Annotated in this window: 26 protein-coding genes and 1 pseudogene; 9 read left to right on the top strand and 18 right to left on the bottom strand. The window is 35.5% G+C overall.

What is annotated here, in order from left to right:
• Positions 1–26: 26 nt before the first annotated feature.
• Together ftsW and ILT06_RS05090 are read right to left on the bottom strand one after the other, a co-directional pair.
• The gene (gene ftsW / locus ILT06_RS05095; protein ID WP_088047248.1) at positions 27–1208 is read right to left on the bottom strand and encodes a putative lipid II flippase FtsW; all 1182 of its coding nucleotides are present in this window, start codon (positions 1206–1208) and stop codon (positions 27–29) included.
• Between the two features lie 125 nt (positions 1209–1333).
• On the bottom strand, positions 1334–1621 hold the full coding sequence (locus ILT06_RS05090; RefSeq protein ID WP_000135698.1) for an Fpa/YlaN family protein: 288 nt from the start codon (positions 1619–1621) through the stop codon (positions 1334–1336).
• A gap of 150 nt (positions 1622–1771) precedes the next feature.
• Here ILT06_RS05090 and ILT06_RS05085 point away from each other — a divergent pair, with 150 nt between their 5' ends.
• Complete coding sequence (locus ILT06_RS05085) at positions 1772–2269, top strand: hypothetical protein (protein ID WP_064474951.1); 498 nt, start codon at positions 1772–1774, stop codon at positions 2267–2269.
• A 47-nt stretch (positions 2270–2316) separates the two neighbouring features.
• Here the strand turns inward: ILT06_RS05085 and ILT06_RS05080 are convergent, their stop codons facing one another.
• A complete protein-coding gene (locus tag ILT06_RS05080; RefSeq protein ID WP_000358079.1) occupies positions 2317–3645 on the bottom strand; it encodes a PhoH family protein in 1329 nt (442 codons plus the stop codon).
• Between the two features lie 246 nt (positions 3646–3891).
• Positions 3892–4347: a PNPOx family protein gene (locus ILT06_RS05075; RefSeq protein WP_000024571.1), complete on the bottom strand. Its 456-nt coding sequence runs from the start codon at positions 4345–4347 to the stop codon at positions 3892–3894.
• A gap of 145 nt (positions 4348–4492) precedes the next feature.
• On the opposite strand from ILT06_RS05075, the gene ILT06_RS05070 reads away from it, so the two are divergent.
• Entirely contained in the window at positions 4493–4693 is a 201-nt protein-coding gene (locus tag ILT06_RS05070) for a YlaI family protein (protein ID WP_001995040.1), read from the top strand.
• A 35-nt stretch (positions 4694–4728) separates the two neighbouring features.
• Here the strand turns inward: ILT06_RS05070 and ILT06_RS05065 are convergent, their stop codons facing one another.
• From ILT06_RS05065 to typA, 3 genes are all read right to left on the bottom strand, one after another.
• Positions 4729–5004, bottom strand: a complete 276-nt coding sequence (locus tag ILT06_RS05065) for a hypothetical protein (RefSeq protein ID WP_222654875.1) — start codon at positions 5002–5004, stop codon at positions 4729–4731.
• A 14-nt stretch (positions 5005–5018) separates the two neighbouring features.
• Positions 5019–5321: a YlaH-like family protein gene (locus ILT06_RS05060; RefSeq protein WP_000893656.1), complete on the bottom strand. Its 303-nt coding sequence runs from the start codon at positions 5319–5321 to the stop codon at positions 5019–5021.
• Between the two features lie 156 nt (positions 5322–5477).
• Positions 5478–7322, bottom strand: a complete 1845-nt coding sequence (gene typA, locus ILT06_RS05055) for a translational GTPase TypA (RefSeq protein WP_064474950.1) — start codon at positions 7320–7322, stop codon at positions 5478–5480.
• A gap of 140 nt (positions 7323–7462) precedes the next feature.
• Between typA and ILT06_RS05050 the strand changes: the two genes are divergently transcribed.
• Complete coding sequence (locus ILT06_RS05050) at positions 7463–7642, top strand: DUF5325 family protein (RefSeq protein ID WP_000400129.1); 180 nt, start codon at positions 7463–7465, stop codon at positions 7640–7642.
• 44 nt (positions 7643–7686) lie between these two features.
• Here ILT06_RS05050 and ILT06_RS05045 read toward each other — a convergent pair whose 3' ends face one another.
• Both ILT06_RS05045 and ILT06_RS05040 read right to left on the bottom strand, forming a co-directional pair.
• Positions 7687–8478, bottom strand: a complete 792-nt coding sequence (locus ILT06_RS05045; RefSeq protein ID WP_222654874.1) for an inositol monophosphatase family protein — start codon at positions 8476–8478, stop codon at positions 7687–7689.
• A gap of 88 nt (positions 8479–8566) precedes the next feature.
• On the bottom strand, positions 8567–8755 hold the full coding sequence (locus tag ILT06_RS05040) for a hypothetical protein (protein WP_001250166.1): 189 nt from the start codon (positions 8753–8755) through the stop codon (positions 8567–8569).
• Positions 8756–8961: 206 nt separating this feature from the next.
• Here ILT06_RS05040 and ILT06_RS05035 point away from each other — a divergent pair, with 206 nt between their 5' ends.
• Complete coding sequence (locus ILT06_RS05035; RefSeq protein ID WP_000175087.1) at positions 8962–9588, top strand: YktB family protein; 627 nt, start codon at positions 8962–8964, stop codon at positions 9586–9588.
• 80 nt (positions 9589–9668) lie between these two features.
• On the opposite strand, the gene ILT06_RS05030 is transcribed toward ILT06_RS05035, so the two are convergent.
• Positions 9669–9938: a UPF0223 family protein gene (locus ILT06_RS05030; protein WP_222654873.1), complete on the bottom strand. Its 270-nt coding sequence runs from the start codon at positions 9936–9938 to the stop codon at positions 9669–9671.
• A 367-nt stretch (positions 9939–10305) separates the two neighbouring features.
• Between ILT06_RS05030 and speA the strand changes: the two genes are divergently transcribed.
• A complete protein-coding gene (gene speA / locus ILT06_RS05025; protein WP_142289348.1) occupies positions 10306–11778 on the top strand; it encodes an arginine decarboxylase in 1473 nt (490 codons plus the stop codon).
• 75 nt (positions 11779–11853) lie between these two features.
• On the top strand, positions 11854–12684 hold the full coding sequence (locus ILT06_RS05020; protein ID WP_088047245.1) for a protein-glutamine gamma-glutamyltransferase: 831 nt from the start codon (positions 11854–11856) through the stop codon (positions 12682–12684).
• A 39-nt stretch (positions 12685–12723) separates the two neighbouring features.
• Here ILT06_RS05020 and ILT06_RS05015 read toward each other — a convergent pair whose 3' ends face one another.
• The 4 genes from ILT06_RS05015 to ILT06_RS05000 form a co-directional block, all read right to left on the bottom strand.
• Entirely contained in the window at positions 12724–12852 is a 129-nt protein-coding gene (locus ILT06_RS05015) for a GapA-binding peptide SR1P (protein WP_088047244.1), read from the bottom strand.
• A gap of 45 nt (positions 12853–12897) precedes the next feature.
• A complete protein-coding gene (locus ILT06_RS05010; RefSeq protein WP_064474947.1) occupies positions 12898–13026 on the bottom strand; it encodes a GapA-binding peptide SR1P in 129 nt (42 codons plus the stop codon).
• Between the two features lie 59 nt (positions 13027–13085).
• On the bottom strand, positions 13086–13214 hold the full coding sequence (locus ILT06_RS05005) for a GapA-binding peptide SR1P (RefSeq protein ID WP_000536778.1): 129 nt from the start codon (positions 13212–13214) through the stop codon (positions 13086–13088).
• Between the two features lie 196 nt (positions 13215–13410).
• Positions 13411–13707: a DUF3055 domain-containing protein gene (locus ILT06_RS05000; protein ID WP_088047342.1), complete on the bottom strand. Its 297-nt coding sequence runs from the start codon at positions 13705–13707 to the stop codon at positions 13411–13413.
• A gap of 128 nt (positions 13708–13835) precedes the next feature.
• Here ILT06_RS05000 and ILT06_RS04995 point away from each other — a divergent pair, with 128 nt between their 5' ends.
• Positions 13836–14228 carry a DUF1885 family protein gene (locus tag ILT06_RS04995; protein ID WP_098103102.1) on the top strand — a complete coding sequence of 131 codons (393 nt, stop codon included), beginning with the start codon at positions 13836–13838 and terminating at the stop codon, positions 14226–14228.
• 1 nt (position 14229) lies between these two features.
• On the opposite strand, the gene ILT06_RS04990 is transcribed toward ILT06_RS04995, so the two are convergent.
• A complete protein-coding gene (locus ILT06_RS04990) occupies positions 14230–14457 on the bottom strand; it encodes a hypothetical protein (protein WP_064474945.1) in 228 nt (75 codons plus the stop codon).
• Positions 14458–14706: 249 nt separating this feature from the next.
• On the opposite strand from ILT06_RS04990, the gene ILT06_RS04985 reads away from it, so the two are divergent.
• Entirely contained in the window at positions 14707–16101 is a 1395-nt protein-coding gene (locus ILT06_RS04985) for an MBOAT family O-acyltransferase (protein ID WP_222654872.1), read from the top strand.
• Positions 16102–16197: 96 nt separating this feature from the next.
• A pseudogene (locus ILT06_RS33020) lies at positions 16198–16407 on the top strand (hypothetical protein); the annotation flags it as partial.
• A 102-nt stretch (positions 16408–16509) separates the two neighbouring features.
• On the opposite strand, the gene lpdA reads toward ILT06_RS33020, so the two are convergent.
• The 3 genes from lpdA to pdhB all read right to left on the bottom strand — a co-directional run bounded on the left by lpdA (position 16510) and on the right by pdhB (position 20288).
• On the bottom strand, positions 16510–17922 hold the full coding sequence (gene lpdA / locus ILT06_RS04980) for a dihydrolipoyl dehydrogenase (protein WP_000260106.1): 1413 nt from the start codon (positions 17920–17922) through the stop codon (positions 16510–16512).
• A gap of 5 nt (positions 17923–17927) precedes the next feature.
• Positions 17928–19217: a pyruvate dehydrogenase complex dihydrolipoyllysine-residue acetyltransferase gene (gene pdhC / locus ILT06_RS04975; protein ID WP_064474943.1), complete on the bottom strand. Its 1290-nt coding sequence runs from the start codon at positions 19215–19217 to the stop codon at positions 17928–17930.
• Between the two features lie 93 nt (positions 19218–19310).
• A complete protein-coding gene (gene pdhB / locus ILT06_RS04970; protein WP_000068162.1) occupies positions 19311–20288 on the bottom strand; it encodes a pyruvate dehydrogenase complex E1 component subunit beta in 978 nt (325 codons plus the stop codon).
• Positions 20289–20290: the final 2 nt, after the last annotated feature.

The raw sequence follows: 20290 nt of genomic DNA, 5'->3' as shown, positions 1-20290 counted from the left end.
TTGTACTTTAGAGTACAATGTGTTTTTTATTTTACTACAACAAGATGCGGTCCATCTTGCTCTCTTTCTTTCATTATCTCATTTTGTTGTTTCTCTTGTCGTTTTACATGACTAGCAACATTTAATAATATACCCATTGAGATTAGATTAGCCAATAAAGAACTACCACCATAACTAATAAACGGTAACGGTACTCCTGTAAGTGGTATTAATCCAGACATACCACCAACATTAACAAAAGTTTGTATCCCAATTAAACTTGCAATTCCGATTGCAATTAAACTTCCAAATGGATCTTTACACTTTTGTGCCACTCTAAACGAACGAATGATAATAAGTAATAAACAGATTAAAATGATAGCTACACCTATAAAACCTAGTTCTTCAGATATAATTGCCATAATAAAATCCGTTTGTGGCTCTGGTAAGTAGCCATACTTTTGTATACTATTCCCTAATCCTCTACCATTTAACCCGCCTGAGGCAATTCCAATAAAAGAATTAACTAATTGGAATCCATCATTTTGAGGATCGTTAAATGGATCAAGAAAAACTGAAAATCGAGCTTTTTGGTATAGACTTAATTTATAGTTTCCGATAAAATACAACGCCGGAATCCACAAGACAGATGTTAATAAAAATCTTTTAATCCACAAGTTAACATTAACTCCTGAACAGAAGAACATAATTAACACTGTTCCACCTATTAATATGTCGGTCCCTAAGTCATTTTGTAATAAAATTAATACCATCGATCCACCGACAACAAATATAGGAGGTATGATCCCTTGGAAAAAAGGGGTTTGCCTCTCTTGTTTCTTAGCAAAAAAACTTGCTAGCGTAATAATAACTGCTATTTTTACAAACTCAGCTGGTTGTATACCTAGTATCCATCCTTTTGCACCATTGATTACCTTACCGAAAAGGAAAGCTGCTGTTAGTAAGCCCAGACTCCCTAATCCCATCGCTGTAAGAACTATTTTTTTCCTCCAAAATTTGTAAGGAATTACAGCAACAATCACTAGTATTACCGTTCCAATAGCAAGAGCAACTAATTGTTTTTTAAAAAAGTAATTTGCCGGCCAGTTATATCTCGACGAAATCGCGACAATGGAACTAGAACTATATACCATTATAACTCCCAACACACATAAGATAACAAGAGGAAGTAATAATGAATAATCCATTGATTTCCATACTCTTTTCATTTCATTTCCTCTTTCTGTTTCAATTTAATTATTGTTGTATTCCATATGTACATTGATTCTTCCTGCTTTATTATACAAATAAAAAGCCCAAACTATTTCAGTTTGAGCCCCCCTATTTGAACCCGTTATTGTTGTTTGTTTGTAAATGCTTCATGAAGTGCAGATAACTCACGTTCAAGCTCTCCTAACATTGCTTTCCCTTGTTCTTCTGCAATAAGACCAAGGCGAACTGCAAAATCGACCTCGCGGGATAGTCCAAACATTTGTGTGTCTAACACTTCTTCATATAATGGACATTGCGGCATTGTAAGATTGTCCATTTGCACCTTAATAAGTCTTAAAATCTTCTCCGCATCCGCTTGTAGAAGGGCTAGTGCCTTTTCCTGATGATTTGATACTGTCTCAGACGCCAAATTGATTCCCTCCGTTTCCGTCCTACTCTCTCCTATCTATTAATATTAGCGATAGTTTTAGTAAATTGCAATAGAAACATTTTTTGTGACAACCGTGTCTAATGCTATTATACTGAAAAGTGGGAGTATAACACAAATGGGGGAACAACAATGAGCGAAATTTTATTTATTAATGGAAAAGTTCGTTTTCCAATCACTATCGATCCAACTGTTTGGATCTTTGATGATCGAAAAGTAGATTTGACAACTTACTTTGATGAAACAAGAGAAAACACTTCAGAACTAGAAGCTTATTTAAAAAACACTTCAGAGCATTGGGATCGTGAAATCCGTGATGGTGCTGCGTTTCCACCGATACAACAAAGTGTAAAGAAATATAAAAAAGAACAACTAATTACTGGAACGTTCGGTATACCATTTCATCCATTTCTTGCTAACGCCGAAATTTCAGAGGACGCTACGCAAGTCGAAATTGAAACAGTAGATCAAACAATAATACTTCCATTAGAAACTGTCAAAAATGCTATTCTTGGTTTTTCAAAAGAAGGAAAGCCATTAAAAGAGGATGGACCTGTTCATCTATATTACAATGATGGATCTAATAGACAAAATCCAATCCGTAACATCCGTAAATTTACTATTATTTAACATGTATACTTGAAAGAAAAAAGGAGTGAGCTTCAGCTCACTCTTTTTTATAATAAATCTGCTGCTAGTTGAGCTAAATTAGACCGCTCCCCTTTAACAAACTTTACATGACCACTAATACGCTGCTCTTTAAACTTCTCTACAACATATGTTAAACCGTTATTATATTCATCCAAATACGGGTGATCAATTTGCTGTGGATCTCCCATTAATACAATTTTACTTTTTTCTCCTACCCTTGTTAGTATCGTTTTCACTTCATGCTTCGTTAAATTTTGTGCTTCATCAATTATAATGAACTGATCTGGAATACTTCTCCCACGTATATAGGTAAGGGCCTCTACTTCAATCGAACCCATTCCAGCTAAAATAGCATCTAACTCTCCTGGCTTTTTCGTATTAAATAAATACTCTAGATTATCAAAAATCGGTTGCATCCATGGTCTTAACTTTTCTTCTTTTTCTCCTGGTAAATAACCGATATCTTTTCCGACTGGAACAATTGGCCTTGCAACTAGTAGTTTTTTATATAGCCCTAAATCTTCAGTTTGCATGAGCCCCGAAGCTAAAGCAAGTAATGTTTTTCCTGTACCAGCTTTCCCTGTTAACGTTACTAGCGGAATATCTTCACGAAGCAACAATTCTAATCCCATAATTTGCTGCACATTTCGTGGTCGTATCCCCCATACTTGTTCATTGTGAAAAATAAGTTTCTTTACCTTCTTACCTAAGTGATCCACAATGCCAAGTGCTGAACTAGATCCCCCTAATGCATCTTTCATTACTACAAACTGATTTGGATAAAAAGGGTGATTTGCAATTTCGGATAAAGGCAATTCACCTTTTTCATAAAAATAATCTAATTGCTCTTTTGATATATACCCTTCTAAAAATCCTGAATATATATTATCTACTTCAATTACACGATCACTTAAATAATCTTCCGCCTTCAAACCAATTGCATCAGCTTTTACCCTTACGAGCACGTCTTTACTTACTAAAATAACAGACTTCCCGTCCTCTTTTTCTTGTTCTTCTAAAGATAGATTTTTTGCTACAGCTAAAATTCGATTATCATTCGTTTTTTCTACAAAAATATCTTGTAGTTGAACAAATGAACGATGATTTAATTCAATACGAAATGTACCGCCGTTTTCTAACGGAATACTTTCATGCAGCTTTCCTATTTCACGAAATTTGTCTATTAACTTAGATACATAACGAGCGTTTCGTCCTACTTCATCCATATAACGTTTTTTCGAATCAACCTCTTCTAATACAACTGCTGGAATCACTACTTCATTGGTTTCAAATGAAAAAATAGATAAAGGATCCTGCAAAAGTACATTCGTATCTAACACATAAATTTTATCCAACCTGTTACCCCCTGACTCCACTTTTAAATTTGTAGAACAAGGGTTTCATCCATAAAATATGGACGAACCATTGTTATAATTATATGTACCGTATAAACGAGGTAGAATCGAAATTCATAGCCATTAAACCTTTTATTTATTTTTTATTCATTTCTATTCAATATATTACTTTTAATTATAATTATTAACATAAAATCACAATAACTGATTACAAAAGTTAATAACTTATTTTCTTATTTATCACATTTATAATTCTTTTATTCCTACTAACACTTGGTTATCCAGCTTTTTCGCTGCGCGAATGTCATATGTTTTTTCATACGTTGGCTCAGTTGCAAGTTTCGCTCCATAAAACATAACATCACGTACTTCTTGTACATTTACTTCTATTACAGTTAATTTTAGAGGAATGCCTTCCATTCTATCAGTCAAAATTTCACCTGCACCACTTATGGAAAATACGGATTCATTCGCCATTATAGTCAATACTAGCCCAGTACTATGCCGTATATTTTCCACAATACGTGAACGTTGATCTACTGCAAATCGAATACTAGTTTTACTCACTGCATACACCCAAGAAATAGCACTTACGTTAGGAACTTGTTTTTCGAAGTCTGTTGTTGCTACCATAACAATACATTCTTTACGTAACGTTTGTACTAAATCATCTGTTAATGTAGGATCTACTACATTCGCCATATTTCCACCTCCAAATATACTTACTATATCCTTATCATAACTTATTTTTCGAATTGCGAAAATATTATTTTTTCCCGCTATTATTCAAAAATATTACACTTCCATGATATACTTATACTGATAGAATTCGTATTGAGGTGACGAAATGAGAGTCAAGTGTATGATTTGTGATAAAAAAGATATGTTAGATGATGAAAATCCTATGGCAAAAAAACTACGTAACCGCCCTATTCATACATATATGTGCATGGAATGTTCGGAACGAATTGCAGAACGTACAATGGAACGTCATGCAAGTGGTAATTTCCGATTATACCGTGATAAAAAAGTCGAAGACGATTGGTAAAATGTAAATAAGTCCTTAATCATTTAGATAAGGACTTATTTATATTTTTCAGGTTCACGATTCATTTGATCAAAAAAACAATCAATAGCTTCTAACGGAAACCTTGCAGATTTTCTTTCTCCATTCATTTCATATGTAATCAAATACATTTCTTCATTCTTATTAACTTCCACATTCTTTAATTTATGTTCTTCATATATCATATTTTCAAATAACAAATACGTTTCTTGTGCAGCACGATCATCTGGACGTGCTTCGGCAACTGTTTTAATTGTTAACCAATTATATAACGCATCTTGTACTGAACGCATAAAAATTTGCCCCCTCACCCTGCTTTTTGTTGTCTCGCTTGACGTAAACGCAACCTATAAATCCCAAGTACAATTGCCGCTACAACAAGGCCCTCTCCAACAGGTAAAAAAACTGCAAAGAAAGTTAAAACTGTACATCCAATCGCTAACGATATATATATCACTATATTTTTTATTATTGATAGTTTTCTTGCAAAACCTAAATTATACACAAGTGCACTTAATATAATAATGATGCCATACAGCAACCACATCCCTAGTTCCGGATTTTCATCAACTTTACATAATTTCGCAAAAAACGACATTCTTTCTAACATCATTCATCCCCCTTTCTCACAAGAAACAAATTTTATTTATGTACTTAATACAAGAGTAACCTGCAAAAAAAATACTGTCCACAAAAAAGAGTAAATATTCCAAAAATAAATGCAATAAAAAAACAGCTACCCCTCAAAGGTAGCTGTTCTATTATTTTACGCTTCTACAGATTTCTTTTTCTTAGCAGCTCTTTCGCGCTCGCTCTTATCAAGAATCTTTTTACGTAGACGAATCGATTCTGGAGTTACTTCACAGAACTCGTCATCGTTTAAGTACTCTAATGACTCTTCTAAAGTCATTAAGCGTGGTTTTTTCATTGTTGAAGTTTGATCTTTCGTCGCAGAACGAATATTAGTTTGTTGTTTCATTTTTACAACGTTAACTGTTAAGTCATTCTCACGAGTGTGTTCTCCAACGATCATACCAGCATATACTTCTGTACCTGGTTCAACGAAGATTACACCACGGTCTTCAACTTGCATAATACCGTATTGTGATGCTTTTCCTGCTTCAAGTGAAACTAGAACACCTTGACGACGTCCACCCACTTGTCCAGCATGTACTGGTTGGTAGCAATCGAATGTATGGTTTAAAATACCGTAACCACGAGTTAATGTTAAGAATTCTGTTGTGTAACCAATTAAACCACGTGCTGGAACCATGAAAGTAAGGCGAACTTGACCGTTTCCGTTATTCACCATATCTAACATTTCACCTTTACGTGCACCCATAGATTCCATAATAGAACCAGTGTATTCTTCAGGTACATCGATTTGCACGCGCTCTACAGGCTCACATCTTACGCCATCAACTTCTTTAATAATTACTTCAGGCTTAGATACTTGTAGTTCATAACCTTCACGACGCATGTTTTCAATTAGGATAGATAAATGTAATTCCCCGCGTCCAGATACGATCCACGCATCAGGAGAATCTGTATTATCTACACGTAAACTTACATCTGTTTCTAATTGTGAACGAAGACGCTCTTCAATTTTACGAGATGTAATGAATTTACCTTCACGACCTGCAAATGGGCTGTTATTTACAAGGAATGTCATTTGTAGTGTTGGCTCATCAATACGTAATAATGGTAAAGCCTCTTCATGCTCAACCGGACATACCGTTTCACCTACGTTAATGTCTTCCATACCTGAAACAGCTACTAAATCTCCAGCTTTTGCTTCTTCAATTTCTTGACGTTTTAATCCAATGTAACCAAATAATTTCGTTACACGGAATTGTTTTACAGTTCCATCAACTTTCATTAATGCAACTTGTTGTCCTACTTTCATTGTACCACGGAATACGCGTCCAACCCCGATACGACCAACATAGTCATTGTAATCAAGAAGTGCTACTTGGAATTGAAGTGGCTCTTCGCTGTTATCAACTGGTGCTGGAATATGTTCAATAATTGTGTCAAACAATGATTTCATATTCTCTTCTTGATTTGCTGGATTTGAATCTAAGCTTGCTGTTCCGTTCATTGCTGATGCAAATACAACTGGGAACTCTAATTGATCTTCGTTTGCACCAAGTTCGATGAATAAGTCAACTACTTCATCAACTACTTCATCAGGGCGAGCGAAGTCACGGTCAATTTTGTTTACAACAACGATTGGAGTTAAATTTTGCTCAAGAGCTTTCTTTAAAACAAATCGTGTTTGTGGCATACAACCTTCATATGCATCAACAACAAGTAGAACACCATCAACCATTTTCATGATACGTTCCACTTCTCCACCGAAGTCAGCGTGACCAGGTGTATCTAAAATGTTAATTCTTTTATCTTCATAGTGAATCGCAGTATTCTTCGCTAAAATTGTAATACCACGTTCTCTTTCTAGATCGTTTGAGTCCATTGCGCGTTCTTCAATATGTTCATTCGCACGGAACGTCCCCGCTTGACGTAATAACTGGTCAACAAGTGTTGTTTTACCATGGTCAACGTGGGCAATAATTGCTATATTTCGTAAATCTTGTCGTTTTTTCAACATGTCCAACTCCTAATGTCTTTTTAATCCTTCTCTATTATAAGAGCGAAGGGGATACAATGGCAATCAAAATAAAATCAAGAATGAAAATATAGTTGTATTCTTACTTTTGTGAAAGTAAAATGAGATTGGAGGGTGAAGAAATGGAACACATTCAATATCGCTTTTTATTAACTGCAATTATCGGTGTTATTTTCTTAATCGGTATCGGCATTATGGTTGCTGAAAATAGTCCCATCGGTATTATTATTTGCATTATCGGCACATTTGTTACAGTTGGATACGGTTTTGTAACAAAAAGAAAAATGCGTAAATCGCAATAACGTCAAAAAGTAAGAAGCGCTTATACAGCCTCTTACTTTTTTTGTTACTCCGCTATAAATCGTAACAACTCTTCATACACTCCTGGTTTTGCAACTAATACGCTGCTCTTCTCTACGATAGAAAGCGGAGATCCAGAAAAAGTTGTCACCTTGCCTCCAACTTCCTCTACAATTATCTGTCCCCCACCAAAATCCCATGGTGATAATCTCGGCGTTACATATGCATCTATTCTTCCTGTTGCAACGTATACCATCTCTAACGCTGCACAGCCATATGATCTCGTGCCTCTTGCTTTCTTAACCAGTGCCATCATACTTTCCTTATTAAGCAATGGATTGTCGGTAAGCCATATCGCATTTAATGCTACAATACCTTGCTCTACAGTTCCTTCTTCCAATAAAGGTATTGGTACTTCATTACAAAATGCTCCGGCTCCCTTTACCGCATGGTATAATTCATCATGAACTGGGTCATAAATGAGTCCAATCTTTCCGATACCGTTCTCATAAATTCCAATTGAAATTGCAAAATTTCTTTTTTGATGAACAAAGTTCATCGTGCCATCAATTGGATCAATTAACCAAACAACCCCATCAGAAGAAGTTACCTCATCTCCATAACCTTCTTCTCCTAAAATATTATGGTTCGGGAATGTTTCTTTAATTTTCCCAATTAAAAACTGTTCTATTTCTCGGTCCATATTTGTTACTAAATCAGCTGCATTGGATTTCGTTTCTATAATAAGTGCTTTTTCCATTGATGCCATTAAAAACTCTCCTGCATCTCGAATCCACTGTTTGGCATGTGCATCGATGTCTTTCCATACTTCTTGCATGTTTAAACACTCCGATCTATACTGTTCACAGAAAAAACGAACCCTTTATAAGGTTCGCACCAACTAATTTTTTATACATATACTATTATTACGCTTCTAAACGAATCATTTCAAGTCTTAACACTTCTAACTTTTGTACACACTCTTCTTTTTTCAGTTTATCATTCTCCATCATCGCATCATATAAAGTTGCTAATTCATAATCTAGCTCCAAACGTAGCACCGGTATTCTCTTTTCAGCATCTGTTCTCTTTAACGCATTAATCACCTGTCTCATATTATTTGCCTCCTCCCAATATTCGTCTGCCCTCGGACTGTAATTGATTCAATTTTCTGATTTTTTGTTTTATACTATACTATGTTGGATAAATCATCTATGCAACAAAATTATATTTTTTTATTTAATTTTTTTTGTGCTGTTTTTTTTATGAATAGTACAAGCTATGCTAAAATAAAAGCAAAATAGGAGTTGGAGGAACAATCATGACACTACAAACATTCAAGTCAACTGATTTTGAGGTCTTTACAGTTGATGGTCTCGAAGAACGAATGAGTGCAATTAAAACGAACATTCATCCTAAGCTGGAAGCTTTAGGGGAACAGTTTGCAACGTATTTATCCAAACAAACTGATGAGAACTTTTTTTATCATGTAGCAAAACATGCACGCCGCAAAGTCAATCCACCAAACGATACTTGGGTTGCTTTTTCAACAAATAAACGCGGTTATAAAATGCTGCCACATTTCCAAATTGGATTATGGGGTACTCATGCCTTCATATACTTTGGTTTAATCTATGAGTGTCCACAAAAAGTGGAGACGGCTCACGCCTTCTTAGAACATTTAAATGATTTAAAAACAAATATTCCAAATGACTTCGTTTGGTCCATTGACCATACTAAACCAAGTGTAAAATTACATAAAACACTTGAAACAGAAGACTTACAAAAGATGATTGAACGTCTAGCTACTGTGAAAAAAGCAGAATTATTAGTTGGTATTCATATATCACCAGAGGAGTTTTCAGCAATGACCAACGAACAATTCCTTGCTAAGATTGAATCTACGATGCAATCACTCCTTCCTTTATATGCACTTTGTAATCGATAGTAGAAAACGGACAATTTATATTGTCCGTTTTTAGTTGTTATCACATTATATCACTTCAGTTTTCATTTTTCAAAATATTTTTACATTTTCACAAGCTTTTGTTCTTCAGTTTCTTTCGCCCTTTGAATCGCACGGTATATAGAATATCCACTTACTTCTTGAAACTCTTTATCAATTTTCTTCTCTTCTGCTTTAGATGGAACAATCTCTTTAAAACGACGATATAATCCCATTAATTCTTCTCTTATAATTCCTTTTTCGTATACTTTCTCAATTGCTTCATAAAACTTCACAATTACAACCATTTCCTCATTTGACCAATCATAATCTAACGGATATTGATATTCCATTTCGCACCTCATTTATCATTTCTTCTTATTTCAATATGCTATCTTAAAGGGATTTTTTTCTTCTTCACTATAGCCACTTTGCATTATACACTATTTATTCATTGTGATGGAATTGTCTTCCTCTATAAGTTAATTGGAAATAACTATTTAACATACTCACTGTAAAAATATTTTTTTCTATACATCTATAATTATTGGTGATATAATGCTTTTGTTTTATAGAAAATAAAGTGAACCTACCATCTCAAAAATGCTTTTGTGATTGGCAGAAAAACAAGTCTCATTCTAAAAAGCACTTAACTTTTTTAGAACAAGATTATATAAAACAAACTCTAATAAATATTATGAAAAAGAAGGGGTGTATAGATTGTCCCAATACGAAACACCATTGTTTACCGCTTTAGTTGAGCACAGTAAGCGAAATCCAATTCAATTCCATATTCCTGGTCACAAAAAAGGTCAGGGCATGGATCCTACATTTCGCGAATTTATTGGGCATAATGCATTAGCAATTGATTTAATTAATATTGCGCCGCTCGATGATTTACATCATCCAAAAGGTATGATTAAAGAAGCACAAGATTTAGCAGCCTCTGCATTTGGTGCAGATCATACTTTCTTTTCTATTCAAGGTACAAGTGGTGCAATAATGACAATGGTGATGAGCGTGTGCGGTCCTGGTGACAAAATCCTAGTGCCACGAAACGTGCATAAATCAGTAATGTCAGCTATTATTTTCTCAGGTGCAAAACCGATTTTCATGCATCCTGAAATCGATCCAAAACTTGGTATTTCACACGGAATCACAATTCAATCTGTCAAAAAGGCACTTGAAGAGCATTCAGATGCGAAAGGCTTACTTGTTATTAATCCAACATACTTTGGCTTTGCTGCGGACTTAGAACAGATTGTCCAATTAGCGCATTCTTATGATATCCCTGTACTAGTTGATGAGGCTCATGGTGTTCATATTCATTTTCACGATGAATTGCCGATGTCAGCGATGCAAGCCGGTGCAGATATGGCAGCAACAAGTGTTCACAAATTAGGAGGATCTTTAACGCAAAGTTCTATTCTTAACGTGAAGGAAGGCCTTGTGAACGTTAAACATGTTCAATCTATTATTAGCATGCTTACGACTACATCAACTTCTTACATTTTGTTAGCATCCCTAGATGTTGCTAGAAAACGTCTTGCTACAGAAGGAACAGCACTCATAGAACAAACAATACAATTAGCGGAACAAGTTCGTGATGCTATTAATGCTGTTGAGGATCTTTACTGTCCTGGGAAAGAAATGCTAGGTACAGATGCTACTTTTAACTACGATCCTACAAAGATAATTGTATCTGTAAAAGATTTAGGTATTACAGGCCATCAGGCTGAAGTATGGCTTAGAGAGCAATATAACATTGAAGTAGAACTCTCGGATTTATACAACATACTATGTCTTGTCACTTTTGGGGATACAGAAAGTGAGACAAATACACTTATTGCAGCATTACAAGATTTAGCAGCAACATTTAGAAATAAAGCCGATAAAGGTGTTCAAATACAAGTAGAAATTCCAGAAATACCAGTGCTAGCACTTTCTCCTCGAGATGCTTTTTATTCAGAAACAGAAGTCATTCCGTTTGAAAATGCAGCAGGTCGTATTATAGCTGATTTCGTTATGGTTTATCCGCCAGGGATTCCAATCTTTACTCCGGGGGAAATTATTACACAAGATAACTTAGAGTATATTCGTAAAAACTTAGAAGCGGGTTTACCTGTACAAGGTCCTGAAGATATGACATTACAAACATTACGTGTGATTAAAGAGTACAAGCCTATCAGTTGATAGGCTTTTCTTTCACCATTTTACCCTTTTCTCATACGATATTAAGTAATGTAACGTATAGGTGGGGATACGATTATGATTGTAATAGGCCGTTCTATTGTACATCCTTATATCACAAATGAATACGAGCCATTTGCAGCTGAGAAACAACAAATTTTATCGATAATGGCAGGAAATCAAGAAATTTATTCCTTCCGAACATCTGATGAACTCAGCTTTGATCTAAATTTGCGAGTGAATATTATTACTTCTGCATTAGAACTTTTTCAAAGTGGATTTCAGTTTCGCACATTTCAACAATCCTTTTGCAACCCCCAGTATTGGAAAAGAACGTCACTTGGAGGATTCGAGCTACTACCAAACATACCCCCTTCCATTGCCATACAAGATATTTTCAAAAACGGAAAACTATATGGAACTGAATGTGCCACTGCTATGATCATTATTTTTTACAAAGCTTTACGATCATTATATGAGGAAGAAACTTTCAACCGTCTCTTTGCAAACCTTTTACTTTATACATGGGACTACGATCAAGATTTAAAGCTCATAACAAAAACGGGTGGTGATCTTGTTCCAGGTGATCTCGTTTATTTTAAAAATCCACAAGTGAATCCAGCTACGATCGAGTGGCAAGGAGAAAATGCAATCTATCTAGGAAATTTCTTTTTTTACGGACATGGCGTAGGTGTAAAAACAAAAGAGGAAATTATATACTCATTAAATGAACGACGAGTCCCTTACGCTTTTATTTCAGCTTTCTTGACCGATACTATTACCCGTATTGATAGCCGTCTTATGAGCCACTACGCTTCTCCTAGCACTCCACAGACATCGATAGGGTTTATTCCGATTAGAGATGATGCAATCGTTGCAACAGTTGGTCATACAACTACAATTTATTAAAAAAGCGCCTACATATGTATATGTAGGCGCTTTTTTTATTTAAGCTTTTGTATGTTCTTTATGGCCACATTCGCAATGAGATCCACATTTCCCGTATAGTACTGTTGATTTTTCATCTTCAAAATGTCCGATTGTTCCTTCACATACTTGGCATACGATTGTTCCCATTTTTCATTTCCCCCTGAGTTTTAATAATAATCTACTTATTTATAATTAAGCTTTCGCCTTATCTCTATTAGCACATTCACAATTTGTACCACATTTTCCGTAAAGCACTGTCGTTTTTTCATCTTCAAAATGACCGATTGTTCCTTCACATACTTGGCATACAATTGTTCCCATTTTTTATTTCCCCCTAAGTTTATGGTCCTAAAAACTTTTAGCTGTCCATTTCCTATCAATTATTGGGCTTTTGTATGCTCTGTGTGATCACATCCGCAAGATCCACATTTCCCGTAAAGTACCGTTACTTTTTCATCCTCGAAGTGTGCAATTGTACCTTCACAATCTTGACATACGATCGTTCCCATTTTTCATTTCCCCCTAAGTTTATAATCCCAAAAACTTCTTTGTAACCGCTTAACTTTCTGTCTTTATTTTAATATGTTATACTTTTTACGTCAATAGGTTTTTAGTATAACACATTAAATATTTTTAATTTTAATTAGTATGCGATATTCAAACAAAAAAACAGCCATATTTATACGTACGACTGTTTTACATTAATTATTCTTCATATTCCGCATGCAAAGAAGTAGGTGGGACTAAAAACTTGAAAAACTGAGCTAACTCTGCCGCTTCCTCTTCTGATCCTAATTTAAAAATCTCCTGTATATGTTGAACATTCTCTACATCATCTCGCCCAAGTAAAGTAGACCTTCCTGTTTGCATGCAAACAATGAGTGGCTTTCCAAAAAACATATTTGTATAAATAACACCAAAATCATAACGAGTATCATGTGTCATAAAACCCAAAAATCGTACCTTCACACTTTCATGTTCATCATACAATTTTTCAAACATCGGTTTCCACCTTTCTCCATCACCTTTCATTAGTATATTAAACAAAAAAAGGAATACTCCTTTTAATTGTCAAAAAATTCAGTATCATGTAGAATGTTAGTATTCTACTAAGGTTAGGGGGATCTTATATGCAACATGCCTTTATTACGCTTGTACCTAAATCCAATCAACAATCTGTTTCAATAGATGATATAAAACAACTTTTTCATTACTATCAAACAGTTACTTCCAAAACTGGTGTTCAAATTAATTACGCTTATACAAATACCGCTTTTCCTTATGAAATTTTAGATACATCAGCAACAACATTAAAACTACAATCTACTCACGATCGATATGACTCCATTTATGTTGGTGTTGGTATAGAAAAGGAACAATCTTTTATTCAGATTTCTTTACCACCTAATGCAACATTTGGTGATAAAGGAAAAGCAAATGAATTTTGCCGTTTTCTAGCGAAGAAATTAGAAGGAGAGTTACAATTATTTAATGGAAGAACAATGTATTTCTATAAACGTTAATTTAAAAACAAAAATAAACGATTAGAAAGATCATACTATTTGTGCAAGTAAGAAGTATTGCTTTCCTCCTTGCACTTAGTATGACATATGCTATCACATACGCTAAGTACAAAAATATAAGAAAAAGAAAAATTTTATAATGCAGTTTATCCCGACTTGACAATAATAACACTGCTGAAAATCCACTCCACAAAACTAGATGAAAAAATGAAGCTAGCGTAATTTTCATAGCGTTACCTCCTTATCCTTTCTATTATATGCTTCAACTCTTCCCTCTTAGTATTTTGAAAGTAGACTTCTCCAAATTTCACCTAATCCACTGTTGAATTTTTCCTGTTTTTTTAATTCCCCAACTATTCACATACGAATATCCCTCGTTCTTAACAATAAATTCGCTCATATCGCCCATAAGACAGATTATTCATTTATCGCATGGTATACTCCTTAAGAAGAAAATATAGAAAGGAATTAATAATACATGGTATTTAGCAATTTATTTTTTTTATGTCTTTTTTTACCTGCAATTCTTTTCGTATACTACTCAGTACGGAAAGAATTACAAAACATCGTTCTTTTATTATTTAGTTTATTATTTTATGCTTGGGGAGAACCAATATATGTCTTCCTAATGCTTTTCTCTATTTTCATCAACTATTGGTTCGGAATATGGCTTAATAAAGACCGACTATCTAGTGCAAATAGAAAACTTATTCTTACTATAGCAATTGTTGTCAATACTGCTATACTAGGATATTTTAAATACGCTAATTTCTTAGTGGATAATATAAACGGGATTTTTCATACAAACATTGTACTCGAAAAAATTCCTTTGCCCATTGGGATTTCATTTTTCACTTTCCATGCAATGAGTTATATTATCGATATTTTTAAGAGAAAAGTAGAAGCTCAGCGAAATCTATTTGATCTTGCACTATATTTTACTATTTTCCCGCAATTAGTAGCAGGACCAATTGTTCGATATAATACAATCGCTTTTCAATTACATGTTAGAACAGTTAATGCTGATAAGTTTTCAGAAGGAATTCGTCGTTTTATCATTGGATTAGGAAAAAAGGTTTTAATTGCGAATCAACTAGGAGCTATTGCCGATGAAATATTTGCAATGGATCCAGCAACGATGAGCGTATCAACCGCTTGGATTGGTGCAATTGCTTATACATTACAAATTTATTTCGATTTTTCAGGTTACAGTGATATGGCAATTGGATTAGGAAAAATGTTCGGATTTGATTTCTTAGAAAACTTCAATTATCCATATATTTCAAAATCCATCTCTGAATTTTGGCGTCGCTGGCACATTTCACTTGGTTCATGGTTCCGTGATTATGTTTATATTCCACTAGGCGGAAATCGAATATCTCCTTGGAAAAACTATCGAAATCTATTTATCGTATGGGCATTAACTGGATTTTGGCATGGAGCTAGTTGGACATTTATGATATGGGGTATTTATTACGGATGTTTAATTGCTTTAGAAAAGGCTGGTTTCGAAAAAATATTACAAAAATTATGGTGGCCGATTCAACACATATACGTTATGTTTTTAGTAATTATTGGTTGGGTGTTCTTCCGCGCTGATAATTTTAGCTACTGTTCTAAATTTTTACAAACAATGTTCGGATTAAATGGATCGTTGACTGACATTACTAGTTATTTCTATGTGATGAATTATTGGGGAATCTTTATACTTGCTATTATTACATCAGCTCCAATTTTCTCTTGGATCAAGAATCCATTAGCAAATAAAAAGGTAGTAATTTTATCTCCACTTTATTACTTGAGTGTTTTAATCATAACTATGATGTATTTAACGAATGCAACTTACAATCCATTTATTTACTTCCGCTTCTAAAGGAGGGCTGGAGGACTAACAAGGCATTTACTCATGAACAATTAGAAGACCGATCACCATTGAATATGAAAGGTGCATTTTATGCATACGAACACACTACATGCTGTCATTATTAAAGATTCTTATGCAAATACAGCTTATCCTTTATTTGCACAAGAGTTTGAATAAACAACATTTATTGATCCACGATTTGCGGCAAGTAAAAATGTAAAGCAAGACCTCGAAAAACTACATGCTGATATCGTATTATTCCTTTATAATGACACTAGTACAAATAAAGAAATGTATCAATTTGAAAACAAAGAATACAAAACAAGAGGTGAATCAACAAAATTCACCTCTTGTTTTTCTATGCATATAACACACGAAAAAAAACGTCTTCTAAATTTAGAAGACGTTTTTTTATAATTATTTTACAATGTGAATTGGCATTCCAAGAGCAACTTCAGCTGCTTCCATCGTGATCTCACCTAATGTTGGGTGAGCGTGGATTGTTTGAGCGATATCTTCTGCTGTCATTCCAGCTTCGATAGCTAAACCAATCTCAGAGATAATATCAGAAGCGCCTGCACCTGCAACTTGAGCACCTACAAGAAGACCATCTTCTTTACGTGTTACAAGTTGTAGGAAACCGTCAGTGCTGTTTAATGATAATGCACGACCGTTAGCAGCGAATGGGAACTTAGATACAGCTACTGTCATTCCTGCTTCTTCAGCTTGTTTCTTAGTGTAACCAACAGATGCTAATTCTGGATCAGTGAAGCATACTGCAGGAATTCCGATGTAATCGATTGCTGATGCATGGCCACTAATTGCTTCAACAGCTACTTTACCTTCGTAAGAAGCTTTGTGAGCTAATGGTGGTCCAGGAACGATATCACCGATTGCATAGATGTTTGATACGTTTGTACGACATTGCTCATCGATTTCGATGATGCCGCGGTCAGTCATTTTAACTCCAACTTGCTCAAGACCAATTTCTTGAGTGTTTGGACGACGACCTACAGTTACTAATACGTAATCTGCTTCTACAGTTTGGATTTCACCTTTAACTTCAAAGCTAACTTTTACGCCAGTTTCTGTTTCTTCAACGCCTTTAGCCATAGCTTTTGTATGGATATTTACGTTACCTTTCTTTTGAAGAGCACGTTTAACAACAGAGCTCATAGCTTTTTCGAAACCAGCTAAGATTTCGTCGCCAGCTTCTACTACAGTAACTTCTGTACCGAAGTTAGCATATGCAGTTCCTAATTCCATACCGATGTAACCGCCGCCGATTACAACAAGTTTTTTAGGAATTTCAGGTAAGCTTAAAGCACCTGTAGAGTTGATAACACGTTTAGAGTATTTGAATCCTGGAATTTCGATTGGTGTAGAACCAGTTGCAAGAACAGCATTTTTAAACGTATACGTTTGTGCTGCATCTTCAGTCATTACGCGTAATGTATTAGCATCTACGAAGTAAGCTTCACCGCGAATGATTTCAACTTTGTTACCTTTAAGAAGGCCTTCAACACCGCCAGTTAATTTCTTAACTACGCCGTTTTTCCATTCTTGAACTTTTGTAAAGTCAACTTTTACGTTCTCTGCAGTGATACCCATGTCATCAGAATGCATTGCATTCTCATAACGATGACCTGCATTGATTAACGCTTTTGAAGGAATACATCCAACGTTTAAGCATACGCCACCAAGGTTAGCTTTTTCGATAATTGCTACCTTTTGACCTAATTGTGCTGCACGAATTGCCGCAACGTATCCACCAGGACCTGCACCAACAACGACTGTATCTAATTCAATTGGGAAATCTCCTACTACCATTGTTATTACGCCTCCATTACTAATAATTGTGGGTCATTCAATAGACGTTTAATTTGGTTTAATGCTTTTTGAGCAGTTGCGCCGTCAATTAAACGATGGTCAAAGCTTAGAGATAATGCTAATACTGGAGCTGCAACGATTTCACCGTTTTTCACAACTGGCTTCTCAGCGATACGGCCGATACCAAGGATTGCTACTTCTGGGTGGTTGATAACTGGAGTGAACCATTGTCCACCTGCAGAACCAATGTTTGTAATTGTGCAAGAAGCACCTTTCATTTCAGCTGGAGCTAAACGACCTTCACGTGCTTTACCAGCAAGATCATTGATCTCGTTAGAAATAGTGAAGATTGATTTACGATCTGTATCTTTAACAACTGGTACTAATAGACCTTTGTCTGTATCAGCTGCGATACCGATGTTGAAGTAATGTTTATGAACGATTTCTTGAGAAGCATCGTCTAAAGCAGTATTCAACATTGGGAATTCACGTAATGCAGATGTTAAAGCTTTAACAACGTATGGAAGGTAAGTTAATTTAATACCTTTGTCAGCTGCAACAGCTTTGAACTTCTTACGGTGAGCAACAAGTTCTGTTACATCTACTTCATCCATTAATGTTACGTGAGGAGCTGTATGTTTAGAGTTAACCATTGCTTTTGCAATCGCTTTACGGATACCACTCATTTTCTCACGAGTTTCTGGATATTCACCAGCTGGGATTGGTTGTGCTTTTGGTGCTTCTTCTTTCGCTGCTGCTGGAGTAGCTTCTACTGCTGCTGGAGCCTCAGTTGCTGCTACTGCTTGTCCACCATTTGCAAATGCATCGATGTCAGCTTTTACGATACGGCCGTTCTTACCAGAACCAGCTACTTTATGAATGTCTACGCCGTTTTCACGAGCATATTTACGAACAGATGGCATAGCGATTACGCGCTCATTTACTACTTCTGCAGTTGCTGCTGGAGTAGCTTCCGCTGCTGGAGCTTCTACTGCTGCTTCTTCAGCTTTTGGAGCTTCATCATGATCGTCACCTTTAAATTTAAGGTTTTCGTATCCAGGAGCATCAAATTTAATTAATGTATCTCCTACAATTGCAACTGTTCCTTCTTCTACAAGTACTTCAAGTACTTTACCTTTAACAGGAGAAGGGATTTCTACTACTGCTTTATCATTTTGTACTTCAAGAAGTACATCGTCTTCGTTTACTTCATCGCCTGGTTTAATAAACCATTTTACGATTTCACCTTCGTGGATACCTTCACCGATATCTGGTAGTTTAAATTCAAATGCCACGGAATTCAGCCCCCTGATTCATTTCATTATTATGGAATATGTACAAAAGAAACCAGCATGTGCTGATTTCTTTTGCACATGAAAAGCTAAAAATTAGAAGTTCATTACTTTGTTAACAGCTTCAACAATATCTTTATGGTTTGGTAACCATACGCTCTCAGCTTGAGAGAATGGGAATACTGTATCAGCAGCTGCAACACGTACAACTGGAGCTTCTAAGTTTAAGATTGCACGGTCGTTAATTTCCGCTACAACGTTAGCTGCAATACCAGCTTGTTTTTGTGCTTCTTGAACTACAACTACGCGGCCTGTTTTTTCAACAGAAGCGATGATTGTTTCGATATCTAATGGTTGAACTGTACGTAAGTCAACTACTTCTAAAGAGATACCTTCTTTTTCAAGTTCTTCAGCAGCTTTTAATGCAGCATGAACCATAGCACCGTAAGCGATAACAGATACATCTGTACCTTCACGTTTGATATCAGCTTTACCTAAATCAATTGTGTAATCGCCTTCTGGTACATCTTGACGGAATGAACGGTACAATTTCATATGCTCTAAGTAGATAACTGGATCGTTGTCACGAATCGCAGAGATTAAAAGACCTTTTGCATCGTATGGAGTAGATGGAATAACAACTTTTAGACCAGGTTGTTGAGCCACTAATCCTTCTAAGCTATCAGCATGTAGTTCAGGAGTATGAACACCGCCACCGAATGGAGAACGAATTGTTACTGGAGCAGTCCAACGTCCACCAGAACGGTAACGCATACGAGCTAATTGACCAGAAACTGAATCCATTACTTCATAAATGAAACCGAAGAATTGGATTTCTGGAACTGGACGGAAGCCTTCTAATGCAAGTCCAACTGCAAGTCCACCAATACCAGACTCTGCAAGTGGAGTATCCATTACACGATCTTCACCGAATTCAGCTTGTAAACCTTCAGTAGCACGGAATACACCGCCGTTTACACCAACGTCTTCACCAAACACAAGTACGTTAGGGTCATTTTTCATTTCAACGCGTAAAGCATCAGTGATTGCTTGAATCATTGTCATTTGAGCCATGG

It is taken from the genome of Bacillus sp. 17RED48 (genome assembly GCF_019837545.1).
In the GTDB taxonomy this organism is placed as follows: domain Bacteria; phylum Bacillota; class Bacilli; order Bacillales; family Bacillaceae_G; genus Bacillus_A; species Bacillus_A wiedmannii.
The sequence above is the reverse complement of the archived record's forward strand: the minus strand, read 5'-3'. Positions and strand labels throughout refer to the sequence as shown.

Coding starts and splice junctions, on each gene's coding strand:
- ftsW (WP_088047248.1), bottom strand. CDS start 1,208: ATGAAAAGAGTATGGAAATCAATGGATTATTCATTATTACTTCCTCTT.
- ILT06_RS05085 (WP_064474951.1), top strand. CDS start 1,772: ATGAGCGAAATTTTATTTATTAATGGAAAAGTTCGTTTTCCAATCACT.
- ILT06_RS05075 (WP_000024571.1), bottom strand. CDS start 4,347: ATGGCGAATGTAGTAGATCCTACATTAACAGATGATTTAGTACAAACG.
- ILT06_RS05070 (WP_001995040.1), top strand. CDS start 4,493: ATGAGAGTCAAGTGTATGATTTGTGATAAAAAAGATATGTTAGATGAT.
- ILT06_RS05065 (WP_222654875.1), bottom strand. CDS start 5,004: ATGCGTTCAGTACAAGATGCGTTATATAATTGGTTAACAATTAAAACA.
- ILT06_RS05060 (WP_000893656.1), bottom strand. CDS start 5,321: ATGTTAGAAAGAATGTCGTTTTTTGCGAAATTATGTAAAGTTGATGAA.
- typA (WP_064474950.1), bottom strand. CDS start 7,322: ATGTTGAAAAAACGACAAGATTTACGAAATATAGCAATTATTGCCCAC.
- ILT06_RS05050 (WP_000400129.1), top strand. CDS start 7,463: ATGGAACACATTCAATATCGCTTTTTATTAACTGCAATTATCGGTGTT.
- ILT06_RS05045 (WP_222654874.1), bottom strand. CDS start 8,478: ATGCAAGAAGTATGGAAAGACATCGATGCACATGCCAAACAGTGGATT.
- ILT06_RS05040 (WP_001250166.1), bottom strand. CDS start 8,755: ATGAGACAGGTGATTAATGCGTTAAAGAGAACAGATGCTGAAAAGAGA.
- ILT06_RS05035 (WP_000175087.1), top strand. CDS start 8,962: ATGACACTACAAACATTCAAGTCAACTGATTTTGAGGTCTTTACAGTT.
- ILT06_RS05030 (WP_222654873.1), bottom strand. CDS start 9,938: ATGGAATATCAATATCCGTTAGATTATGATTGGTCAAATGAGGAAATG.
- ILT06_RS05020 (WP_088047245.1), top strand. CDS start 11,854: ATGATTGTAATAGGCCGTTCTATTGTACATCCTTATATCACAAATGAA.
- ILT06_RS05015 (WP_088047244.1), bottom strand. CDS start 12,852: ATGGGAACAATCGTATGCCAAGTATGTGAAGGAACAATCGGACATTTT.
- ILT06_RS05010 (WP_064474947.1), bottom strand. CDS start 13,026: ATGGGAACAATTGTATGCCAAGTATGTGAAGGAACAATCGGTCATTTT.
- ILT06_RS05005 (WP_000536778.1), bottom strand. CDS start 13,214: ATGGGAACGATCGTATGTCAAGATTGTGAAGGTACAATTGCACACTTC.
- ILT06_RS05000 (WP_088047342.1), bottom strand. CDS start 13,707: ATGTTTGAAAAATTGTATGATGAACATGAAAGTGTGAAGGTACGATTT.
- ILT06_RS04995 (WP_098103102.1), top strand. CDS start 13,836: ATGCAACATGCCTTTATTACGCTTGTACCTAAATCCAATCAACAATCT.
- ILT06_RS04990 (WP_064474945.1), bottom strand. CDS start 14,457: ATGAAAATTACGCTAGCTTCATTTTTTCATCTAGTTTTGTGGAGTGGA.
- ILT06_RS04985 (WP_222654872.1), top strand. CDS start 14,707: ATGGTATTTAGCAATTTATTTTTTTTATGTCTTTTTTTACCTGCAATT.
- lpdA (WP_000260106.1), bottom strand. CDS start 17,922: ATGGTAGTAGGAGATTTCCCAATTGAATTAGATACAGTCGTTGTTGGT.
- pdhB (WP_000068162.1), bottom strand. CDS start 20,288: ATGGCTCAAATGACAATGATTCAAGCAATCACTGATGCTTTACGCGTT.